Below are 21,084 nucleotides of genomic sequence, written 5' to 3' on the forward strand. Positions count from 1 at the left end.
GATGAAGCCGGGATCAGCTCAAGAAACGTGTTGCGATACTACCGGACATATAGCTGACACACCCGCCTGACAGTGTGGCAGCCACTTTGTGGGTTGTCGCATCGAGTATCACCAGATCAGCACGATATTCGGGCTGTAGCGTTCCGCGATCCTTCAGGCCTAAAACCCGCGCGGGACCGGACGAGACAAGCGCCCAGGCGCCCGCAATATCCAGCAGGCCAGATTTTACCAACATCAGCGCAGCGCGGCGCGGGCTGGGGTAGTGGTAATCCGATGCCAATGCATCACACAAACCCATCGAGATCAGATCCACCGCGCTGGCATTTCCCTTGTGTGAGCCGCCCCGCACAACATTGGGTGAGCCGAGGATGATGTGATCTCCGCCCGCCCGGGCACATTCGGCGGCTTCCAGCGTTTCCGGAAATTCCGAGATCATCACCCCGCGCTCGCGCCACTCAGCACGATCCTGCGGCGTTGTATCATCATGGCTGCCGAGCCGAATTCCTCGGTTCGCAAGGACAGTGCAAAGGCTGTCCAGTGCTGCTGGCACCTCGGCGCTGCGGTTGTGCATTGCCTTCAGCATCTCAAAATGCACTTCGGGATTCCGTCCCGCCTTCAGTGCCTGCCCTGTCAAGCGGGGTGGTTTTCGCCCCTCAGCCAGCCGGTCATGAGGTAGATGATCGTTCAGAACCACATAAGACACTTGCCAATCCGCAATACGTTCGGGCAGCCCGTCATAGTCGTCAAGCATATGGGTTTCGAAGCGCAGTTGAGGGATCAGTTGGGTTACAACATCATCCCGAACCGAAGCGATGGCGTCAAAAACCTGACCAGCAAACTCGGGCCCGCGCACGCCGCCTTCCCAACTGTGGAACTGCGCCAGAACGGCTGTGGTTATTCCATTCGCGGCCAGTTCCGCCTCAACCGATAAAATGCCCTCTGCCATCTGCTTCATGGCACCGCGTCGGGGGGCAATGTGACGTTCAAAACCGTCGCCATGCAAATCAATGATGCCAGGCAGGATGAGGTATCCTGACAGATCAATCTGTCGCCCTGCCCTGTCGGATTGAACGGCACCTTCGGCGATCGTCAGTTCAGCACGCGACACCCCTTCGCCGGGCAACAGAACATTCGCGCCGGTCAATGTCAGTTCCAACGAGTTCATTGAGTGGGCTCCGAGTCCGGTTCCGAGCAATCTTCCCCAAGGCAGATCTGGTCGATGATATCCATCACCCCGTCAAGCCAAGTGATTTGTGGATCGAACTGTCCGAATTCGATGAAATGCAGGGTCTGCGCCATGACCCGCGGGTTGTTCATCATGAACGTATGCGTCACCGGCAAGACGATGTGATCAGCCATACCTTCAACCTTTGTGGTCTCTATCGATACCTTCCCGTCATCTGGACCATCGATCAGAGACGAGAACAATGGGTTCAATGAGTTCTCGCCTGCGATCACCCCCAGATCAAAATCAACAGGCGGCAGACGGCGTGGAATACCCTCGGGTCCGGTTCCCAATGCCAGCCCGGCAGGGCCGTTCAGAAAGCCGAAAACCTCCCAAGCACCAAGCTCATCCACCAGTTGGCTGCCCTGATTAGGAGGTCCGAGCATGACAACGCGTCCCAGATTCTCGGGGTCGTTGTCCTGCAACCAATAGCGCAGCAGAATGCCCCCCATCGAATGCGCTACAACGTTAACCGTATCCTCCCCGCAGGCGGCGAACGCAGCTGGTAAAGTCTGGTTGGCGAGGTCTGGTATTGGTAGGTCTGTCGAAGGGTAACCTGGACGAACCACAGTGTAACCATGCGCATGAAAAAGCTGTTCCATGACGGTAAACGAGGCCTCTGTGCGCGCGAGGCCGTGCAGAAGGACCACGCATTTCGCATTGGCCACCGCAGGCATAAGGCACAAGAGGAGAACAGCAAGAAATTTCATACACGCCAGATAAGGCCTAACCCAGGCCGAGGGAACCCCTAGCCACGGTTCCGGCGCAACACCGCCAGTGCGATGCCGCCGAGTACAAATCCGGCGCCGAGCAGAAGCCTTAGACTTGCCATCTCGGCTAACAGGATGACCCCGGCAGCAATTGCGATAACTGGAACGCTGAGTTGCACGATCGCGGCCACCGCCGGTGAAAGCTGTGGCACGACACGGTACCATAGCGCATAGCCGAGACCGGACGTGACGCCTCCGGAAAGCGCAGCCAGCCCATAGCCAAGCGGAGACATTTGCCAATTGCTTCCCAGCAGGAACAGGGCAAGTCCCGTGACGGGCAACGCCATGATGAAATTTGCTGCAGTTCCCGACAATGCATCTGGTTCGGACCGGCCCGCGATGGAATATATGGCCCACCCGACCCCGGCAGCCGTCATTAAGCCGGCCCCCTTCGGGTCGACCTGAACCGTCCCAGCAGGCCAAAGAACAAAAGCCAGTCCACCAAGCGCAATACCGGCACCCAATATCTGTCTCAACGTGGGTGCAGAACCGGTCATTGCACCAATCGCAAACATGGTAATTTGCACAACCCCGAACAGGATCAGCGCACCAAGCCCGGCATCAAGCGTCAGATACGCTACTGAAAACCCGATCATATAAAGCGACAGTGACCCGGCCCCAACAACACGTCGACGATTAAAAACAGGGATCGAGCCGCCCCGAAGCGCCACCAATACCGTTAAAACCAAGGCACCAGCCAAAACCCGGATGATGGCAAATCCCGCCGGATCACTTGCGCCGCTATCGATAGCAAGGCGGTTCAGGATCGAATTCGCAGCGAAGGCGCACATGGTCAAAGCGGTCAGAAGAAACAGTCGCATATCAACCGCATAGCCGTTTCAAAGGGATTTGCACACTCACATTCCCGATTGCCGAGCCAATCCCGACCCTCCTCGGACCAGAGCCTACCAGCGCCAATGATACGAATGCACAACAGACATTCCAAACAAAACCGGGGCCGCCCAAAGGCGACCCCGCTATTAAGCACTAAGGCTTAAGCAGCTTACATCATGCCGCCCATGCCGCCCATGTCGGGCATGCCGCCGGCAGGTGCCGCGCCTTCTTTGGCGGGCTTGTCGGCAACCATTGCTTCGGTGGTGACCAGCAGGCCAGCAACCGATGCCGCATCTTCCAGAGCGGTACGGACAACTTTGGCCGGGTCGATGACGCCGAACGAGAACATGTCGCCATATTCCTCGGTCTGAGCGTTGAAGCCGAATGCTGCGTCGTCGCTTTCGCGAACTTTGCCAGCAACAACCGCACCGTCGACACCTGCGTTCTCGGCGATCTGACGCAGAGGCGCTTCGATTGCCTTACGAACGATGTTGATACCTGCGTTCTGGTCAGCGTTTGCACCTTCCAGAGTTTCCAGTGCTTTACCGGCCTGAACCAGAGCAACACCACCGCCCACAACAACGCCTTCTTGTACAGCAGCGCGGGTTGCGTTCAGAGCATCGTCCACACGGTCCTTACGCTCTTTCACTTCAACTTCGGTCATGCCGCCAACGCGGATAACGGCAACACCACCTGCCAGTTTGGCAACGCGCTCTTGCAGCTTCTCACGGTCGTAATCCGACGAGGTTTCTTCGATCTGAGTGCGGATCTGAGCAACACGTGCTTCGATCTCGGCTTTCTCGCCAGCACCGTCGACGATGGTGGTTTCGTCTTTGGTGATCTCGATCTTCTTGGCGGTGCCCAGCATGTCCATGGTGACGGACTCGAGCTTCATGCCCAGATCTTCCGAGATCACCTGACCGCCGGTCAGGATCGCGATGTCCTGCAGCATGGCTTTGCGGCGGTCGCCGAAGCCCGGTGCTTTGACAGCAGCAATTTTCAGGCCGCCGCGCAGTTTGTTGACCACGAGGGTCGCCAGCGCTTCGCCTTCAACGTCTTCCGCGATGATCAGCAGCGGCTTCTGCGACTGGATCACCTGCTCGAGCAGCGGAACCATCGGCTGCAGCGAGGACAGTTTCTTTTCGTGCAGCAGGATCATGCAGTCGTCGAGTTCTGCGATCATCTTGTCTGCGTTGGTGACGAAGTAAGGCGACAGGTAGCCACGGTCGAACTGCATACCTTCGACAACATCGGTCTCGGTTTCCAGACCTTTGTTTTCTTCGACGGTGATAACGCCTTCGTTGCCAACCTTCTGCATCGCGTCTGCGATCTGCTGGCCGATTTCGGCTTCGCCGTTGGCCGAGATGGTGCCAACCTGAGCAACTTCTGCCGAGTCTTTGACTTCACGCGAAGCGTCTTTGATGCCTTCGACAACCTTGGCAGTTGCCAGGTCGATGCCGCGCTTCAGGTCCATCGGGTTCAGGCCAGCAGCAACCTGCTTCAGACCTTCGCGAACGATGGCTTGGGCTAGAACGGTTGCGGTGGTGGTGCCGTCGCCGGCTTCGTCATTGGTGCGGCTGGCGACTTCTTTCACCATCTGCGCGCCCATGTTTTCGAACTTGTCTTCCAGTTCGATTTCCTTGGCAACCGAAACACCGTCTTTGGTGATGCGCGGCGCGCCAAAGGATTTGTCCAGAACCACGTTGCGGCCTTTCGGGCCCAGGGTCACTTTAACAGCATCGGCCAGAACATTTACACCGGCCAGCATGCGGTTACGGGCATCGGTGTCAAACTTGACGTCCTTTGCAGACATGTTGTCTCTCCTTGAGAATATCTGTTGAAATGAAGATCAGAGAAAGCGGGTGCGCTTACTCGATGATCCCCATGATGTCGCTTTCTTTCATCATCAGCAGCTCTTCGCCGTTGACCTGAACCTCGGTGCCCGACCATTTGCCGAACAGGATCTTGTCGCCAGCTTTTACAGCCATCGCGATCAGTTCGCCGCTGTCCTTGCGCGCGCCTTCGCCGGTTGCAACGACTTCGCCTTCGCTGGGCTTTTCTTTTGCGCTGTCGGGAATGATCAGTCCGCCTGCGGTTTTCTCTTCGCTTTCTACGCGACGAACCAGCACACGGTCATGAAGCGGTTTCAATGCCATCTTTGCAGCTCCTTGGGCTCAAAGTTTGTTATCCTCCCCTCGCCGACTGACGAGGCGTTAGCACTCGGGTCTCATGAGTGATAACGACGCATAGCTAGGGAGTTGCAGGAAGCGAGTCAACAATATGTGAAAGATTTTTTTGCCTGGCGCGATAAGCAGGCAAGAACAAGGCACCTAGTCTGGCTGATCCCAGCTGTACGCCCAGTGTTTCAGACCTTCTTGCCCTGCCTCAGACAGCGCGTAGACGCCCTTTTCCACTTTTTCGAACCAGCCGTAATGATTGTCGTACATCAAACGTGTCGCCGCACTTACGCCAGTGGCCTTTGCGACATCGGCCCCCTTGCCCGCTCCGTTTTCCGCCAGATGTGCCGCGCATTTTAGCGCATCCTGTCGGTAAGCCGTTACTATCCCCTGACGCGTGGCACCGCCCGCATTCGGATCGCCCTGCAACCTTTCAAACTCGCGCAGCAATCGCTTTGCCTTGACCTTATCCTTGCGCGGCGCATAGGGGCCGGGATCGCATTGAACCTCGACCGTCCCATCAGAGCGCACGGTGATCAGACCCAACCCCAGGCGACGGCACAACGCCAGATTATCCTTCACCGCCCGTCGCGCTGCCCGGCCTTTTGGTTTACAGACCCCAATGTAGACCTGATCGGTTATTTTCAGACGAGTGATAGCTTGGTGAAACAGCGCGAGGCTGAAGCGAAGCTTGAGTTCAACGATCACCGGCTCCTGCCCGTCTCGCAGAGCAACAATGTCGGCGGCGCCAACTTCACCTTTCACGGTATATCCCTGACGTTCCAACAAGGCTTTGATGGGTGGGTAAAGGTCCTGCTCGAGCTTCATAACGCTATGCTATGTAGTTTCGCGCGGATTGCCAGCCACGGTTTGAAGACAAACTACATTGCAACTTACAAGAAGGCAGGAGTACGTCTTGGTCATATTCGCCATTTCCGGAAGGTTCCATATGCGCTTGCTCAGCTTTTGTCTCGGCCTTTTGCTTCCGATTACCGCCCATGCGGCCTGCGAAGGGAGAGATCTTAGGCTTGACCTGTCGGCCGAAAGTCAAGCTGATCTCGAGAAGACAATCAGTGACATTCCGTTTCCGGAGGGCAACCACTGGATCGCGACAAAAGACGGGACCGTCTTGCACCTGATCGGCACCCTCCACACCAGCGACCCCCGCATGGCACCCGTGGTCGAGCGCTTGGAGCCAGTTCTGAGTCAGGCCGACGCGTTTTTCTTCGAGGTCACACAGGACGAAATGGACGCGTTCGAAAAAGATCTGGCCGATGATTTCAGCCCGGTCCTGATTACGTCCGGCCCCACTTTGATTGACCTGATGTCGGAAGAAGATTGGACAGCGCTGTCCGCGACTCTGGCCGAGCGTGGCATTCCCGCCTGGATGGCCGCCAAGATGCGCCCCTGGTTTCTAAGCATGATGTTGGGCATTCCGCCTTGCCTGATGAATACCCCAGACTTTGATCGCGGCATGGACACGCGCCTGACGGAACTGGCCGAACAACACGGGATACCCCAGTATTCGCTAGAGCGGATCGAGGATCTGATCGCCATGTTCGACAGCCATCCTCTGGAGGAACAAGTGGCGTCACTGACCAGGCTCGCTGGGGCGCTGCAGACCGGAGACGACCAAATGATCACGATGGCGAACGCCTATATCGAAGAGCAGCACGCCGCGATCATTGAGCTTGCGAAAATTCAGGGACTTGAAGCTTCAGGGATGACACCAGAAGAGTTTAACGCCGAATGGAAAGGGTTCGAGGATCAGCTTCTGGTGCAACGCAACGCCAACTGGATGGAAAAGATTCTGGACCTGAAGGATCAGACCGCGGTGATCGCTGTCGGGGCCGGACATCTGAGCAACGACTACGGCTTACTGAACCAGCTACATCAAGCCGGATATACACTGGAACGCGCTGAATTCTAGGTTTTCAGACCAAGGGTCGCAGCAAGTTTGCTTCCGGGTGACAACCGTGTTTGACCACCCTATAAGGCGCGCAAATCCATATTCTTCAGGACACGAGACATGACAACGCTAGTTTTTGGCCACAAATCTCCCGACACCGATTCCACCGGCTCTCCAATCCTGTGGTCGTGGTATCTGAACGAAGTGAAAGGTGATCAGGCACAGCCCGTTTTGCTAGGCGAACCCAACACCGAAGCCGCCTTTATGCTTGAGCGTTGGGACCTGCCCAAGCCGCAAATCATCGAGGACGTGGCCGAGGATGCACCGGTTGTCATCGTCGACACCAACAATCCGGCCGAGCTGCCCGCCAGCATCAACAGCGCCGATATCCGCGCCATAATCGACCACCACAAACTGGTTGGCGGGCTTGAAACCAAAGGCCCCATCGACATCACTGTGCGCCCGCTGGCCTGCACGGCAACCATCATGGTCGACCTGATGGGTGACGACGCCGCCAAGATGCCCGACGCGATCAAAGGTGCCGCGTTGACCTGCATCCTGTCGGACACACTGGAATTCCGCTCACCCACAACCACCGCGCACGACCGCGCCGTGGCTGAGAAACTGGCGGCTGAACTTGGTCTGGATGTCTCGGCCTACGCCGCCGACATGTTTGCAGCAAAATCGGATGTATCGTCATTCTCGGACGCCGAACTGATCCGCATGGACAGCAAAGAATACGAAGTCGACGGCACCAAGTTCCGGGTCTCGGTTCTGGAAACCACTGCCCCCGGTGTCGTGCTGGATCGCAAGGACAGCATCGTAAGCTCGATGGCTGATGTGGCCAAGGAAGACGGCGTTGATCAGGTGTTGCTGTTCGTGGTCGACATTCTGAACGAAGAGGCAACGCTGCTGGTTCCAAATGATCTGGTCAAAGGTGTCGCTGAGAAGAGCTTTGGCGCAACCGTGGACGGTGACGCGGTTGTGTTGCCCGGCGTAATGAGCCGGAAAAAGCAGATTATTCCGAACCTCAAGGTTTGAATTTAGATTATCAAAGGCGCCCGAAACCGGGCGCTTTTTTTTGCGAGGCTCTGCCTCGCGCTCCGAGATATTTTTGGCCAGATGAACAAGGGGGGTTGATTTCGGCCGCTCCGCCTTGGGCTGCACCTCTGGCCAATCCCCCCGCGCTCTGCCATAGGCTTTGACATCTCGCATTCCCTGCTGCACGAGGCGCGCCATGACCCAGATCGTTTCTTCACTCGCTGAAATCTCTGACCGCTACAAAGCGTTATTCGTTGATTTGTGGGGATGCGTCCACAACGGGATCACAGCCTACCCAGAGGCGGTAGCGGCGCTGCAAGCTTATCGTCAACGTGGTGGCACGGTGGTTCTTGTAACCAATTCCCCCAAGCCTCGGGCCGGGGTTGCCGAGCAGCTTTTACATTTCAATGTGCCGGCAGATTCCTATGACACGATTGCAACCAGCGGTGATTCGGCGCGTTCAGCGATGTTTCGCGGGGCGATTGGCGAAAAAGTCTACTTCATGGGGGAATGGCAGCGGGATGCCGGTTTTTTTGAACCCCTGAAACTGCTGGATCATCCGATCCATATTGAACGCGTTCCGCTGGACGCGGCCGAAGGCATCGTGTGTTGCGGCCCGTTCGACCCGATGGCTGACCCGGATGTGAACCGGCCCGACTTTCTTTATGCCAAGCAGAAAGGGATGAAACTGCTCTGCGCCAATCCAGACATCGTGGTGGACCGAGGCGAAACGCGCGAATGGTGCGCAGGTGCTTTGGCCCGACTTTATACCGAGATGGGTGGTGAAAGCCTATATTTCGGCAAGCCACACCCGCCGATCTACGATCTGGCCCGGCGCAGGTTGCAGGCGATTGGGGTTGATGTGTCGGATTCTGAAATACTTGCCATTGGGGACGGGCCGCAAACAGATATCGCTGGAGGAATGGGGGAAGGCATTGATACCCTCTTCATCACCGGCGGTTTGGCAGCCGCAGAAACTAAAACATCACTTCATCCAGACGAAGACGCGTTGAAAGCTCATAACGAGAAGGAACAGATCAATCCAACTTATTCGATTGGTCGCCTGAGATAGCAAAAAAGACTTGATTTTCTGCAACTGCGAAGTAATAAAGTTGCCGACGAGCGGCAGATGATGGTCTTTTGTTGCTCTTTCGATCTCGAATGAGGGCAGCATGTTGGACAACCTTCCGCGCGGAACGATTTGCATCGAAGACATCGAAATGGGCATGTCACGGCACTTGCGCAAAGTCGTGACCGATGAAGATATCGAGATGTTCGCTCAAGTATCGACCGACCGGAATCCGGTTCATCTGGATGATGACTATGCCCGCGATACGATTTTCGAAGGGCGCATTGCCCATGGCATGCTGACCGCCGGCCTGATCTCTGCCGTGATCGGAGAGCAGCTGCCCGGACATGGAACCGTGTACATGGGACAATCGCTTAAATTTCTGGCGCCGGTGCGTCCGGGCGACATGGTTTATGCCGAGGTCAAGGTGATCGATATCGATTTTGCCAAACGCCGGGTTAAGCTGGATTGCCACTGCGCAGTTGACGGAAAGAAAGTGCTGGTGGGTGAGGCCATGGTGCTGGCTCCGAGCCGCAAGTTCGACTGATAATCCACCTTAACCGAACTGCGGCTTGAACCTGACGGGCAGTCCCGCTAGGCAAGCCGCATGCATATCATCCGGGACTTCCAGTTTGTTGAACCAGAAGACCGAGGCGCAAGTGTCGCCATCGGGAACTTTGACGGTGTTCATCTTGGCCATCAATCCGTCATCGAGTTGGCGCGCAATGCTGAATTGAACGCGCCGCTGGGGGTCATGACATTTGAGCCGCATCCACGAGAGTATTTTTCCCCAGAGGCACCGCCCTTTCGTCTGATGCGCGGCAATGCACGCGCGCACCGGCTGGAAAAACTCGGCGTGCAGAAGCTTTATGAACTGCCTTTTAATTCAACGCTCGCGGGTATGACGCCCGAAGCTTTTGCGAGGAATGTCATATGCGATGGTCTGGGGCTTTCTCATGTTGTCGTGGGTGCCGATTTTTGTTTTGGCAAAGGGCGCAGCGGTAACCCTCAGGACCTGGTTCGCTTTGGCGAAGAGATGGGGTTCGGTGTGACCATCGCGCCCCTGTTGGAGCGCACCGAGAATGTGGTTTCGTCGACTGCGATCCGGACAGCTCTGTCAGAGGGGCGCCCGCGCGATGCGGCAACAATGCTGGGGCACTGGCACCGGATTGAAGGTGAGGTCGTCGGAGGCGAGCAACGCGGACGAGAGTTGGGGTACCCGACAGCCAATATGTCGATCGAAGGACTACACCCTCCGAGATTCGGCGTTTATGCAGTTTTGGTCGACGTCCTGGATGGCCCGCATCAGGGCAGCTATCACGGGGCGGCATCGGTCGGGACCCGGCCCATGTTCCAAGGCGAGGTTCCTAACATCGAGACATTTCTGTTCAATTTCTCAGGTGATCTTTACGGTGCCACGCTGTCCGTTGGTCTGGTCGACTATCTGCGGCCCGAAATGACATTCGACGGCCTTGACGGGTTGATCTCGCAGATGGATGCCGATTGCGCGCGCGCGAGAGAGATACTGGCCAGTACATGACTACGGATCCAATCGATCGAGCTGGCCTCGCGCCCCGATTCTGGGAACGCAAGCCGCTGCGCAAGATGAACCAGCGTGAGTGGGAGGCACTGTGCGATGGTTGCGGCAAATGCTGTCTGAACAAGCTGGAAGACGAAGATACGGGCGAGGTCGCATTGACCTGTGTTGCCTGTCGCCTGCTGGATGACGAAACTTGCCGGTGCACCCAATATGATATCCGCCACCAATTCGTGCCCGAATGCATCGTCATGACACCCGATAACATCGACAACCATGCCTATTGGCTGCCGCAGACTTGCGCCTATCGACTGCTCTGGGAAGGCAAACCGCTTTACGACTGGCACCCTTTGCTATCAGGTACGCCTGAAAGCGTTCAAACCGCCGGAGTCTCCGTGCAGCGGCGAACCGTATCTGAATTCGAAACGCCCATGGAAGAGTGGGAAGACTACATCATCGAGGAGCCGAATTAATGCATTTTGCCTCTGATAATTCCGGGCCTGTTCATCCCGAAGTTCTGGCCGCATTGGCCGAAGCCAATCAGGGCTATCAGATGGCTTATGGCGCCGACACCTTGATGAACGAAGTGCGCGACCAAATCCGCGGCATTTTCGAAGCACCGGGTGCGGCAGTTTATCTGGTCGCTACGGGAACGGCAGCTAATTCACTGGCGTTGGCAACGCTGAGCAAGCCGTGGGAAACCGTGTTCTGTTCACCCGTCGCTCATATCCACGAAGATGAGTGCAATGCCCCCGAATTCTACACCGGCGCGAAACTGACTCTGGTGCCGGGTGGCGACAAGATGACCCCCGAAGCGTTGACCAAGTCCATTGAGGGGGAAGAAACCCGCGGCGTGCATGGTCCGCAGCGCGGGCCTGTCTCGATCACTCAGGTGACCGAGCGTGGCTCGGTTTACTCGCTTGCCGAACTTCAAGCCTTGTGTGGCGTTGCCAGGAAGTATGGGTTGCCGGTGCATATGGATGGTGCACGCTTCACTAACGCTCTGGTCGCTTTGAATTGCTCACCGGCAGAGATGACGTGGAAATCTGGTGTTGACGCAGTCAGCTTTGGCGGCACCAAAAACGGGCTGATGGGTGTCGAGGCCGTAATCTTCTTCGACGAAAGCAAAGCTTGGGAGTTCGAGCTGCGGCGCAAGCGCGGGGCGCACCTGTTTTCCAAGCACCGTTACCTGTCTGCCCAGATGGCTGCTTACCTGCAGGATGACCTGTGGCTGAAATCAGCTCGCAAAGCGAATGCCAATTGCGCGCGATTGGCGGATGGTCTGCGGGCAGTCGGGGCAGAATTCCTGCATGAACCCCAGGCAAACATGATTTTCGCAAGCTTTCCCCGCAGCCAACACAAGCGCCTGCACGAGGCCGGTGCCGTCTATCACCTGTGGGGTGGCACGTTGGACGGTGAGGACGAAGACGAGATGCTGGCCTGCCGCCTTGTCTGTGACTGGTCCATCGGAACCGAGCAGATCGATCGGTTTCTGAACCTCTTGTAGCCGTGCCTCCCTGCCCCGGCTATTTCATCTCAGCCAGATGCTTGTCCAGATCATCAAGACGGTCCTGTCCCCAGAACCTCTGATCGTCCGGTGTGATGTAAAATGGTGCCCCGAAAACACCCCGGTCCACGGCTTCTTCCAGATTTGCGGCGTAGGTTTCCGCACCTACCAACAGGCCACTATCAGCTAGATTTGGATTAAATCCTGCCTGTTCCAAGCAATCCCGGATCACGCCATCATCAGAGATGTCCTTTTCTTCTGCCCAGCAGGCACGCAAGAAGGAATGGCAAAGTTTACCCACATCACCTGATCCATCCTGTACTGCTGCGATCACAGCGTAAGAGGACGGTGCCATGTTCGTCGGCCAGTGCGCAGGCTGCAGGTTCAACGGCATATCCAGATTGCGCGCTTGGCGCACCAGTTCCTGCGCGCGGTATTCGATGCGAGAGATATGACGATCTTTTGGTGGCGTTCCACCTGTCCGGCCGAACAGGGCAACAATATCCAATGGTTTATAGTTGATCGTCGCACCGTGTTTTTCCGCGATCTCTTCAAGGCGCATTCCCGCCAGATAGGAATAGGGCGAGAGTGTCGCAAAAAAGTAGTCAATCTGGGCCATGTTCACTTTCTCCGCTGCGTTATCTTTGCGGGACGGTAGACCCATGCTAAGCGGTGTCAACATCACGAATCTGTCACATTGCCACTGCTGCCCGGGGAAAATCAGCCGATGCCGACACTTCACGAACCCAAGCTTATCGCTGGGAACGCCAATCTTCCGCTTGCCGAAACCATTGCACGTCGCATGAGCCTGCATCGCGGCGTTGACCAGGGGCTGGTCGATGCAAGGGTCGAACGGTTCAACGACGGAGAGATTTTCGTCGAGGTTTTCGAGAATGTGCGTGGTGAGGATATGTTTATCGTTCAACCAACCTCGAACCCCGCCAATGACAATCTGATGGAGCTGCTGATCATCGCAGATGCCCTGCGCCGTTCATCCGCAGCCCGGATCACCGCTGTCATTCCGTATTTCGGGTACGCCCGTCAGGACCGCCGCACCAAAGCGCGCACGCCAATCAGCGCCAAGCTGGTGGCAAACATGCTGACTGGTGCGGGTATCGAACGGATTCTAACCATGGATCTGCACGCAGCCCAGATTCAGGGCTTTTTCGACATGCCGGTGGACAACCTTTATGCCTCGCCGATCTTTGCCCTGGATGTGAAGAAGCAGTTCAAAGACCAAATGGACGACCTGATGGTGGTCTCGCCAGATGTCGGCGGTGTGGCCCGCGCCCGCGAACTGGCCAAACGCATCAATGCACCACTTTCGATCGTCGACAAACGCCGCGAGAAGGCAGGCGAAGTGGCTGAGATGACTGTCATTGGTGACGTGAAAGACAAAATCTGCCTGATTGTCGATGACATTTGCGATACCGCTGGCACTCTGTGCAAAGCTGCTCAGGTGCTGATGGATAACGGTGCCAAGGAAGTGCACTCTTACATCACCCACGGTGTCATGAGTGGACCGGCGGTTGAACGTGTGACCAATTCGGTGATGAAATCTCTGGTCCTATCGGACACGATCCAGCCTACGGCTGAGATCAACAAGGCCGCCAATATCCGCATCGTGCCCACAGCGCCGATCTTTACGCAGGCGATCCTGAACATTTGGAACGGCACAAGTGTATCATCACTGTTCGAAGACAAGACACTGACGCCGATCTACGAGTCACTTTATCATATGGATTGATCGAAAAACTGCTGGCTACCATAGATAATGTCTGAATTCATGACGGCCTGCCTATTCGGCGACCGTCATGATTTCTTCCAACGGTTTTTTCATCTTTGCAACTTTTGGCACCTTCGCGTCGTCTTGCGGGTGGCCTACAGCTACGATCATAATAGGCTTTTCATGATCAGGGCGGTTTAGCAGTTTATTCAGGAATTTCATCGGGTTGGGTGTGTGGGTCAGTGAAACCAGCCCTGCATGGTGCAGCGCAGTCAACAAAAAGCCCGTGGCAATGCCCGTGCTTTCAGGCACGTAGTAGTTTTTGAACCGATCTCCATCATCGAAATGACCCCAACGTTGGGCGAAAATCACTATCAGCCACGGTGCGTCTTCCAGATGCGGCTTCTGATCGTTAGTCCCGATTGGTTCAAGCGCCTTCAGCCATTCATCCCCGGCACCGCCTTCATAAAACCTGCGCTCTTCAGCTTCCGCTTCTTCCCGAATACGGTGCTTCATCTCAGGGTTCGAGATTGCCACAAAGTGCCAGGGCTGATGATTGGCCCCTGAGGGCGCTGTTCCGGCTGCGCGAATGCACTCTTCGATGACCGTGCGCTCGACGGGCCGGTCCGAATAATCACGCACGGTATGGCGGCGTTTCATCTTGTCGTAGAACGCTCGCGCTTCGGTCAGCATTTCTTCATCAGACAAGTCCATACGATCCGGAAGATCCAAGGCTTCGTATTCGATATGATCTCGTGCAAACACCTGTAAGATCCTCCGGTTGCGTTAGCCGCTATTTGGGGTGGACAGTCTTCTTTATGGGACGACGCGCGAAGGTGCGCAATCTTATCTCACGAACAGGCCTGCTTCACGAGATATCCCAATCGTCTTCATGCGAAACATCTCCAATTGCGGTCCAATTCACCCGAATTCTGGCGATACGCGTATCGGACCAGGTGCGAAACACCGCATTGAATCCTTCCGACGTTATATCTTCGGCCTGAACTTCAGCGCGTAAAGCGGAAGACGTATCCACATCCCAAAGCACCACGCCTATCTGGACGATTGGCACAGAGCGGAACACTTCTGAAAAACGGACGCTTACGCGACGCTCACGCGGGCCCTCACCAGTCCACATCACGCCACCATCGGCGAAATCGGAAAACAAGACCTCCTCGCCCTGATCAATGCCGATGGGATGGGTTTGAAACTTTTTCATCTATCGTCTTTTATTGTTCAATTCCTGCAGCTTAACTTCAGCGAATGGCAAAATCACGACAAAAAAACGGCCCCGCGTATACGGGGCCGTTCCAAGTGATCAGAATGTCATGAACCCTTACAGGCTCATATGCGTTCCTAGAGCTTCCATGTCAGCCAGCAACTTTGCAGCATCGTCGACGATGGTCTGATCGTCACCGGCCTTGGCTGCCTCGTGCGAGGCGCGGGCGTCAGCGATCAGATCGTCCAGATGCGAACGTGTTACTTCAGCAACCGGAATGGCCTTTTCGGCCAGAACCGACAGGCCATCGCCATTGATCTGAGCAAACCCGCCGGTGACCAGGTATTCACTGGCCCCTTCGGGTGCTTCGACCTTCAGGATGCCCGGGCGCAGAGTTGTAATTGTGGGGGCATGATCGGGCATTGCCGTCATGTCCCCGTCCGCGCCGGGAATCTGGACCGCCGTCGCGCTAAGCGAAGCAAGGCTCCGCTCAGGGCTGACGAGGTCGAATTGCATCGTGTTTGCCATCAGGGATACTCCTTAGGCGGCTTCTGCGGCCATCTTCTCCGCTTTGGCGATCACTTCTTCGATGCCGCCAACCATCAGGAAGGCCGCTTCGGGCAGGTGATCGTATTCGCCAGCGACAACCGCTTTGAACGACGCGATGGTCACATCCAGAGGAACCTGAACGCCCGGCGAGCCGGTGAAGACTTCGGCCACGTCGAACGGCTGCGACAGGAAGCGCTCGATCTTACGGGCACGTGCCACGGTCAGTTTGTCCTCTTCCGACAGTTCGTCCATGCCGAGGATGGCGATGATGTCCTGCAGTGACTTGTAGCGCTGGAGGATCTGCTGAACGTCGGTCGCAACCTTGTAGTGCTCTTCACCAACGATGGCCGGGTCGAGCAGACGCGAGGTCGAGTCGAGCGGGTCAACCGCAGGGTAGATACCCTTTTCCGAGATCGCACGGTTAAGAACGGTGGTCGCGTCCAAGTGAGCAAACGAGGTTGCTGGCGCAGGGTCGGTAAGGTCGTCCGCAGGAACATAAATGGCCTGCACGGACGTGATCGAGCCCGACTTGGTCGAGGTGATGCGTTCCTGCAGAGCGCCCATGTCAGTCGCCAGCGTCGGCTGATAGCCCACAGCCGAAGGAATACGACCCAGCAGAGCCGAAACCTCAGAACCCGCCTGCGTGAAACGGAAGATGTTGTCGACGAAGAACAGAACGTCGGTACCGGACTGGTCGCGGAACTGTTCGGCCAGCGTCAGACCGGTCAGCGCAACACGTGCACGTGCTCCGGGAGGTTCGTTCATCTGACCGTAAACCAGGGCCACCTGCGATTCCGACAGGTTGTCCGGCTTAATAACGTTCGATTCGATCATCTCGTGATACAGGTCGTTCCCTTCACGAGTCCGTTCACCAACACCCGCGAACACCGAAAAGCCCGAGTGCACTTTTGCGATGTTGTTGATCAGTTCCATGATCAGAACGGTTTTACCAACGCCGGCGCCGCCGAACAGGCCGATCTTACCGCCTTTGGCGTATGGGGCCAGCAGGTCAACAACCTTGATGCCGGTTACCAGAACTTCCGACTCGGTCGACTGTTCGTCAAAAGTCGGTGCGGGCTGGTGGATCGCACGGGCTTCGGTTGCTTCAACCGGGCCTTTTTCGTCGATCGGCTCGCCAACCACGTTCAGGATGCGGCCCAGGGTGGCGTTACCAACCGGAACCGAGATCGGTGCGCCGGTGTCGGTGACTGCCTCGCCACGAACCAGACCTTCGGTCGCGTCCATCGCGATGGTGCGGACGGTGTTTTCACCCAGGTGCTGGGCAACTTCCAACACCAGGCGCTTGCCGTTGTTGGTGGTTTCCAGCGCGTTCAGAATTTCAGGCAGCTGATCTTCGAAGTGCACGTCGACGACGGCCCCGATGATCTGTGTGACTTTGCCTTTTGCATTCGCCATGTTTCGTCTCCGGTATGTCTCTACAGCGCTTCGGCGCCGGAAATAATTTCAATCAGCTCGTTGGTGATCACGGCCTGACGCGAGCGGTTGAACTGGATCGTCAGCTTGTCGATCATCTCACCCGCGTTGCGTGTCGCGTTGTCCATTGCGGACATCCGTGCACCCTGTTCAGACGCTCCGTTTTCGAGCAGAGCCGAGAAGATCGCGGTGGCAACCCCCTTGGGCAGCAGGTCGGCCAGGATGGCCTCTTCGCTGGGCTCGTAGTCGAATACCGCACCGCTGTCGTCACCCGTCGCTTCGTCTTCGAACGAGGCGGGGATGACCTGCTGTGCCGTCGGGATCTGGGTCACAACGTTGACGAACTTCGAGTAGAAGATCGTGGCAACGTCGAACTCACCCCCGTCGAAACGAGACAGGACGTCCTTGGCGATGTCTTGCGCGTTGGAATACCCCAGACGCTTGACCTCGCTCAGGTCGATATGTCCAACGAACAGATCGCTAAAATCACGCTTGAGCGCGTCGCGGCCTTTTTTGCCGACGGTCAAAACCTTGACCGTCTTGCCTTTGGCGCGCAACTCGTCCGCCTTTTGGCGAGCGAGTTTGGCGATGTTCGAGTTGAAGCCGCCACACAGGCCGCGTTCAGCTGTCATGACAACCAGCAGATGGACATCATCACTGCCCGTGCCACGGAGCAGCTTGGGGGCGCTGTCGCTGCCCCCGACCGAAGCCGCCAGTCCCGCCATCACGGCATTGAACCGCTCGGCATAGGGACGCGAGGCTTCGGCAGATTCCTGGGCGCGGCGCAGTTTTGCTGCCGCGACCATCTGCATGGCCTTGGTGATCTTGCGGGTCGATTTGACCGACTCGATCCTGTTTTTAAGGTCCTTAAGATTTGGCATATGCCCGCCTCTCCCTTAAGCGAAGGTTGCGGCGTATTCGTCCAGCGCAGCCTTGATCTTGTCGGAAGCGTCACCCTTGATCTTGGGATCTTCGTCCGTGATCCACTGAAGCAGATCCGCGTGCTTGCCACGCAGGTGCGCCAGCAGGCCGGCTTCGTATCGGCCAACATCGGACACGTCGATCTTGTCGAGGTAACCGTTGGTACCGGCGAAGATAACGCAGACGATTTCGGCATTGGTCAGCGGCGAGTACTGCGGCTGTTTCATCAGCTCGGTCAGACGCGCACCACGGTTCAGCAGCTGCTGGGTCGCGGCGTCGAGGTCGGAACCGAACTGCGCAAACGCAGCCATTTCGCGGTACTGAGCCAGTTCCAGCTTAACCGGACCAGCAACCGACTTCATTGAGTTGGTCTGAGCCGAGGAGCCCACACGCGAAACCGACAGACCGGTGTTCACAGCAGGGCGGATGCCTTGGTAGAACAGTTCGGTTTCCAGGAAGATCTGGCCGTCGGTGATCGAGATCACGTTGGTCGGAATAAACGCCGAAACGTCACCACCTTGCGTTTCAATAACCGGCAGAGCGGTCAGCGAGCCCGCACCGAAGTCTTCGTTCAGCTTCGCCGAACGCTCCAGCAGGCGCGAGTGCAGGTAGAAAACGTCGCCAGGATAGGCTTCACGTCCGGGCGGACGGCGCAGCAGCAGCGACATCTGACGATAGGACACAGCCTGCTTCGACAGGTCATCATAGATGATCAGCGCGTGGCGGCCGTTGTCGCGGAAGTATTCAGCCATCGCGGTCGCGGCGTAAGGTGCCAGGAACTGCATCGGTGCCGGGTCGGACGCGGTTGCCGCCACAACGATCGAGTAGTCGATCGCGCCGGACTCTTCCAGTTTCTTCACCAGCTGAGCAACGGTCGAACGCTTCTGACCGATCGCAACGTACACGCAGTACAGCTTCTTCGACTCGTCGTCGCCTGCTGCGTCGTTGTAAACTTTCTGGTTCAGGATCGCGTCCAAAGCAACGGCGGTTTTACCGGTCTGACGGTCACCAATGATCAGCTCACGCTGGCCACGGCCGATTGGGATCATTGCGTCAACCGATTTCAGGCCGGTTGCCATCGGCTCGTGAACCGATTTACGCGGAATGATGCCCGGCGCTTTAACGTCTGCAACGCCACGCTTGGTCGCGTTGATCGGGCCTTTGCCGTCCAGCGGGTTGCCCAGACCGTCAACAACGCGGCCCAGCAGCTCGTCACCGATCGGAACGTCCACGATCGAGTTGGTGCGCTTAACAGTGTCACCTTCTTTGATGTCACGGTCGGAACCGAAGATAACAACACCGACGTTGTCGCTTTCCAGGTTCAGCGCCATACCCATGATGCCGCCGGGGAATTCGACCATCTCACCGGCTTGCACATTGTCCAGGCCGTATACACGGGCAATCCCGTCACCGACGCTCAGCACGCGGCCGATCTCGGCCACTTCGGCTTCCTGACCAAAATTCTTGATCTGGTCCTTCAGGATTGCAGAAATCTCTGCAGCTTGGATTCCCATTTATCCGACCTCTTTCATTGCATTCTGTAGGGAGTTCAGCTTCGAACGGATCGAGCTATCGATCATTTTCGAGCCCACTTTAACGACAAGACCGCCGATGAGGCTTTCATCAACGGTCGCATTGATTGTCACGGTCTTGCCCACACGCTCGGACAGCGTCTTGGACAGTTTATCCATTTGGGTCTTGGTGAGTGCCTTGGCCGAGGCGACATCGGCGGTCACCTCGCCACGCTCGTCAGCCAGCATGTCGCGCAGAACCTGCACCAGTTGCGGTACAACGAACAGACGACGTTTCTGCGCCATCAGACCCAACGTATTGCGCAGGATGGCATGTAGGCCCATCTTGTCAGCAACAGCAGTGATTGCGCTTTCCTGTTCGGCGCGCGAAACCAAAGGCGATGCGATCAGGTCGCGCAATTCTGCGCTATCACCCAATGCGGCTGCCAGATCGTTGATTCCGCTTTCCAGACCTGCAAGGTCATTATTCTCTTTGGCGATCTCGAAGATCGCGGTGGCATAGCGCTCGGCGATGCCAGTGGAAATCGAAGCTGGTTCGGACACGTCCACCCTTCCGATATTTGAGGCCCCGATTTTGAGTAGCGGCCGCTACCTTGGGGCGTGAGGAAACCCCGTCCATTTAGGGCGGGGATCAAAATCACCGGGGATGTAGCAGAGGTGTTCCAACCAAGCAATACGCTATAGCGGTAACAGTTTTATCCACAAATTATTATTTTTCATACACTTAACCCAACTGCGACCCTTTGGACCGATTGGGGCAGTTGAAAAATGTTACGAATATGCAGGTTTTTGCGATTCCTGTGACCTTTTTCCCGCATTTTTTCCGTTCAAAATGCGCCGAACTGTCACGCAGGCTTTAACAAACCATCCAACGCTTTGATCGGGCGCTTCGCTGTGTCTTTGGTAACGCTCCCGCTAGGCGGGCGAATGAGTTTACTGGCCTCAACCATAAGCACGCCTCCGGCCATGACGGTTGGGATGCGTTGTCCAGTCTTCTCGATCAGGCTACCTGATTTTAGCCAGAACCGACGGAACGAAGGCGGCAGGTAAAGCGCCGAGCAATGGTTTTCAGGGACGAAGTGGTGCGCGCGCAATTGGTTTTCCAACTGGGTTGTTGAATAGGGCTGCCCAAAGCCAAACGGCGTCCGGTCTGAGCGCGACCACAGCCCGGCCCGGTTCGGTACGACAAATAGCACACGCCCTCCGGGCCCCAGAACGCGCCAGCATTCTTCCAGCAATTGACTGGGTCGGTTTGAAGTTTCCAAACCATGCATCACCACGAGTTTATCCACATGGCCTGTTTCGATTGGCCACATCGTCTCTTCGGTCAGAACGGAAACATTGGGCATCCCCGCAGGCCATGGCATTACACCCTGCGGACCAGGCATAAGACCAATCACACGGCGCGCATCTTTGAGGTAAGGCCGCAATAAAGGTACGGCAAAACCAAATCCGACCACAGTTTGCCCCTTGGCTTCGGGCCAAAGATCCACCAACCGACCACGGATCGCTGCCTGGGCCGCGCGACCCAGGGTGCTGCGATAGTAGAAATTCCTCAGATCCTGCACATCAAGATGCATTGCGGACACCCGGTCAATCGGCTTAGCTGGGCGCAGTCTAGCAATGAAAGGGCA

General features: G+C 56.6%; 23 protein-coding genes. 8 read left to right on the forward strand and 15 right to left on the reverse strand.

Going from position 1 to position 21,084, the window contains the following annotated elements; genetic code table 11:
- Positions 1-13: 13 nt before the first annotated feature.
- The 6 genes from ACR0BT_RS11390 to ACR0BT_RS11415 all read right to left on the reverse strand — a co-directional run bounded on the left by ACR0BT_RS11390 (position 14) and on the right by ACR0BT_RS11415 (position 5,834).
- Positions 14-1,165 carry an alpha-D-ribose 1-methylphosphonate 5-triphosphate diphosphatase gene (locus tag ACR0BT_RS11390; protein WP_480763159.1) on the reverse strand — a complete coding sequence of 384 codons (1,152 nt, stop codon included), beginning with the start codon at positions 1,163-1,165 and terminating at the stop codon, positions 14-16.
- Positions 1,162-1,935 carry an alpha/beta fold hydrolase gene (locus tag ACR0BT_RS11395; RefSeq protein WP_170392407.1) on the reverse strand — a complete coding sequence of 258 codons (774 nt, stop codon included), beginning with the start codon at positions 1,933-1,935 and terminating at the stop codon, positions 1,162-1,164. Before ACR0BT_RS11395 ends, ACR0BT_RS11390 begins: the two co-directional genes overlap by 4 nt.
- 38 nt (positions 1,936-1,973) lie before the next feature.
- The gene (locus ACR0BT_RS11400; RefSeq protein WP_480763160.1) at positions 1,974-2,816 is read right to left on the reverse strand and encodes a DMT family transporter; all 843 of its coding nucleotides are present in this window, start codon (positions 2,814-2,816) and stop codon (positions 1,974-1,976) included.
- 182 nt (positions 2,817-2,998) lie between these two features.
- On the reverse strand, positions 2,999-4,642 hold the full coding sequence (groL, locus tag ACR0BT_RS11405; protein WP_170392413.1) for a chaperonin GroEL: 1,644 nt from the start codon (positions 4,640-4,642) through the stop codon (positions 2,999-3,001).
- A gap of 55 nt (positions 4,643-4,697) precedes the next feature.
- Positions 4,698-4,985: a co-chaperone GroES gene (gene groES / locus ACR0BT_RS11410; protein ID WP_010441779.1), complete on the reverse strand. Its 288-nt coding sequence runs from the start codon at positions 4,983-4,985 to the stop codon at positions 4,698-4,700.
- A gap of 174 nt (positions 4,986-5,159) precedes the next feature.
- Positions 5,160-5,834 carry a DUF2161 domain-containing phosphodiesterase gene (locus ACR0BT_RS11415; RefSeq protein WP_480763161.1) on the reverse strand — a complete coding sequence of 225 codons (675 nt, stop codon included), beginning with the start codon at positions 5,832-5,834 and terminating at the stop codon, positions 5,160-5,162.
- 121 nt (positions 5,835-5,955) lie between these two features.
- Here ACR0BT_RS11415 and ACR0BT_RS11420 point away from each other — a divergent pair, with 121 nt between their 5' ends.
- The 7 genes from ACR0BT_RS11420 (at position 5,956) to ACR0BT_RS11450 (ending at position 12,069) form a co-directional block, all read left to right on the forward strand.
- Positions 5,956-6,936: a TraB/GumN family protein gene (locus tag ACR0BT_RS11420; RefSeq protein WP_480763162.1), complete on the forward strand. Its 981-nt coding sequence runs from the start codon at positions 5,956-5,958 to the stop codon at positions 6,934-6,936.
- Between the two features lie 99 nt (positions 6,937-7,035).
- On the forward strand, positions 7,036-7,956 hold the full coding sequence (locus tag ACR0BT_RS11425; protein WP_480763163.1) for a manganese-dependent inorganic pyrophosphatase: 921 nt from the start codon (positions 7,036-7,038) through the stop codon (positions 7,954-7,956).
- A 196-nt stretch (positions 7,957-8,152) separates the two neighbouring features.
- A complete protein-coding gene (locus ACR0BT_RS11430; RefSeq protein WP_480763164.1) occupies positions 8,153-9,028 on the forward strand; it encodes a TIGR01459 family HAD-type hydrolase in 876 nt (291 codons plus the stop codon).
- 100 nt (positions 9,029-9,128) lie between these two features.
- Positions 9,129-9,572 (forward strand): MaoC family dehydratase, encoded by a 444-nt coding sequence (locus ACR0BT_RS11435; RefSeq protein WP_074736482.1) that lies wholly within the window; start codon positions 9,129-9,131, stop codon positions 9,570-9,572.
- 60 nt (positions 9,573-9,632) lie between these two features.
- Entirely contained in the window at positions 9,633-10,565 is a 933-nt protein-coding gene (locus ACR0BT_RS11440; RefSeq protein ID WP_170392424.1) for a bifunctional riboflavin kinase/FAD synthetase, read from the forward strand.
- On the forward strand, positions 10,562-11,035 hold the full coding sequence (locus tag ACR0BT_RS11445; RefSeq protein ID WP_480763165.1) for a YcgN family cysteine cluster protein: 474 nt from the start codon (positions 10,562-10,564) through the stop codon (positions 11,033-11,035). The genes ACR0BT_RS11440 and ACR0BT_RS11445 overlap by 4 nt, the downstream gene beginning before the upstream one ends.
- The gene (locus ACR0BT_RS11450; protein WP_480763166.1) at positions 11,035-12,069 is read left to right on the forward strand and encodes a threonine aldolase family protein; all 1,035 of its coding nucleotides are present in this window, start codon (positions 11,035-11,037) and stop codon (positions 12,067-12,069) included. Before ACR0BT_RS11445 ends, ACR0BT_RS11450 begins: the two co-directional genes overlap by 1 nt.
- 19 nt (positions 12,070-12,088) lie before the next feature.
- Here ACR0BT_RS11450 and ACR0BT_RS11455 read toward each other — a convergent pair whose 3' ends face one another.
- Entirely contained in the window at positions 12,089-12,688 is a 600-nt protein-coding gene (locus ACR0BT_RS11455; protein WP_170512521.1) for a 2-hydroxychromene-2-carboxylate isomerase, read from the reverse strand.
- A 108-nt stretch (positions 12,689-12,796) separates the two neighbouring features.
- Between ACR0BT_RS11455 and ACR0BT_RS11460 the strand changes: the two genes are divergently transcribed.
- Positions 12,797-13,816: a ribose-phosphate pyrophosphokinase gene (locus ACR0BT_RS11460; protein ID WP_170392433.1), complete on the forward strand. Its 1,020-nt coding sequence runs from the start codon at positions 12,797-12,799 to the stop codon at positions 13,814-13,816.
- Positions 13,817-13,867: 51 nt separating this feature from the next.
- On the opposite strand, the gene ACR0BT_RS11465 is transcribed toward ACR0BT_RS11460, so the two are convergent.
- The 8 genes from ACR0BT_RS11465 to ACR0BT_RS11500 form a co-directional block, all read right to left on the reverse strand.
- The gene (locus ACR0BT_RS11465; protein ID WP_170636076.1) at positions 13,868-14,560 is read right to left on the reverse strand and encodes a nitroreductase family protein; all 693 of its coding nucleotides are present in this window, start codon (positions 14,558-14,560) and stop codon (positions 13,868-13,870) included.
- 103 nt (positions 14,561-14,663) lie between these two features.
- Complete coding sequence (locus tag ACR0BT_RS11470) at positions 14,664-15,014, reverse strand: H-type lectin domain-containing protein (RefSeq protein ID WP_170636077.1); 351 nt, start codon at positions 15,012-15,014, stop codon at positions 14,664-14,666.
- Between the two features lie 117 nt (positions 15,015-15,131).
- Positions 15,132-15,542, reverse strand: a complete 411-nt coding sequence (locus ACR0BT_RS11475; protein ID WP_170609502.1) for a F0F1 ATP synthase subunit epsilon — start codon at positions 15,540-15,542, stop codon at positions 15,132-15,134.
- A 12-nt stretch (positions 15,543-15,554) separates the two neighbouring features.
- A complete protein-coding gene (gene atpD / locus ACR0BT_RS11480; protein WP_039537698.1) occupies positions 15,555-16,979 on the reverse strand; it encodes a F0F1 ATP synthase subunit beta in 1,425 nt (474 codons plus the stop codon).
- A gap of 20 nt (positions 16,980-16,999) precedes the next feature.
- Positions 17,000-17,878 (reverse strand): F0F1 ATP synthase subunit gamma, encoded by an 879-nt coding sequence (locus tag ACR0BT_RS11485; RefSeq protein ID WP_170392441.1) that lies wholly within the window; start codon positions 17,876-17,878, stop codon positions 17,000-17,002.
- Between the two features lie 15 nt (positions 17,879-17,893).
- Entirely contained in the window at positions 17,894-19,432 is a 1,539-nt protein-coding gene (gene atpA, locus ACR0BT_RS11490) for a F0F1 ATP synthase subunit alpha (RefSeq protein ID WP_170392443.1), read from the reverse strand.
- Positions 19,433-19,993: a F0F1 ATP synthase subunit delta gene (locus ACR0BT_RS11495; protein ID WP_170564161.1), complete on the reverse strand. Its 561-nt coding sequence runs from the start codon at positions 19,991-19,993 to the stop codon at positions 19,433-19,435.
- Between the two features lie 302 nt (positions 19,994-20,295).
- Complete coding sequence (locus ACR0BT_RS11500) at positions 20,296-21,030, reverse strand: methyltransferase domain-containing protein (protein ID WP_170401881.1); 735 nt, start codon at positions 21,028-21,030, stop codon at positions 20,296-20,298.
- Positions 21,031-21,084: the final 54 nt, after the last annotated feature.

This window comes from Ruegeria sp. CJ6 (assembly GCF_056536665.1).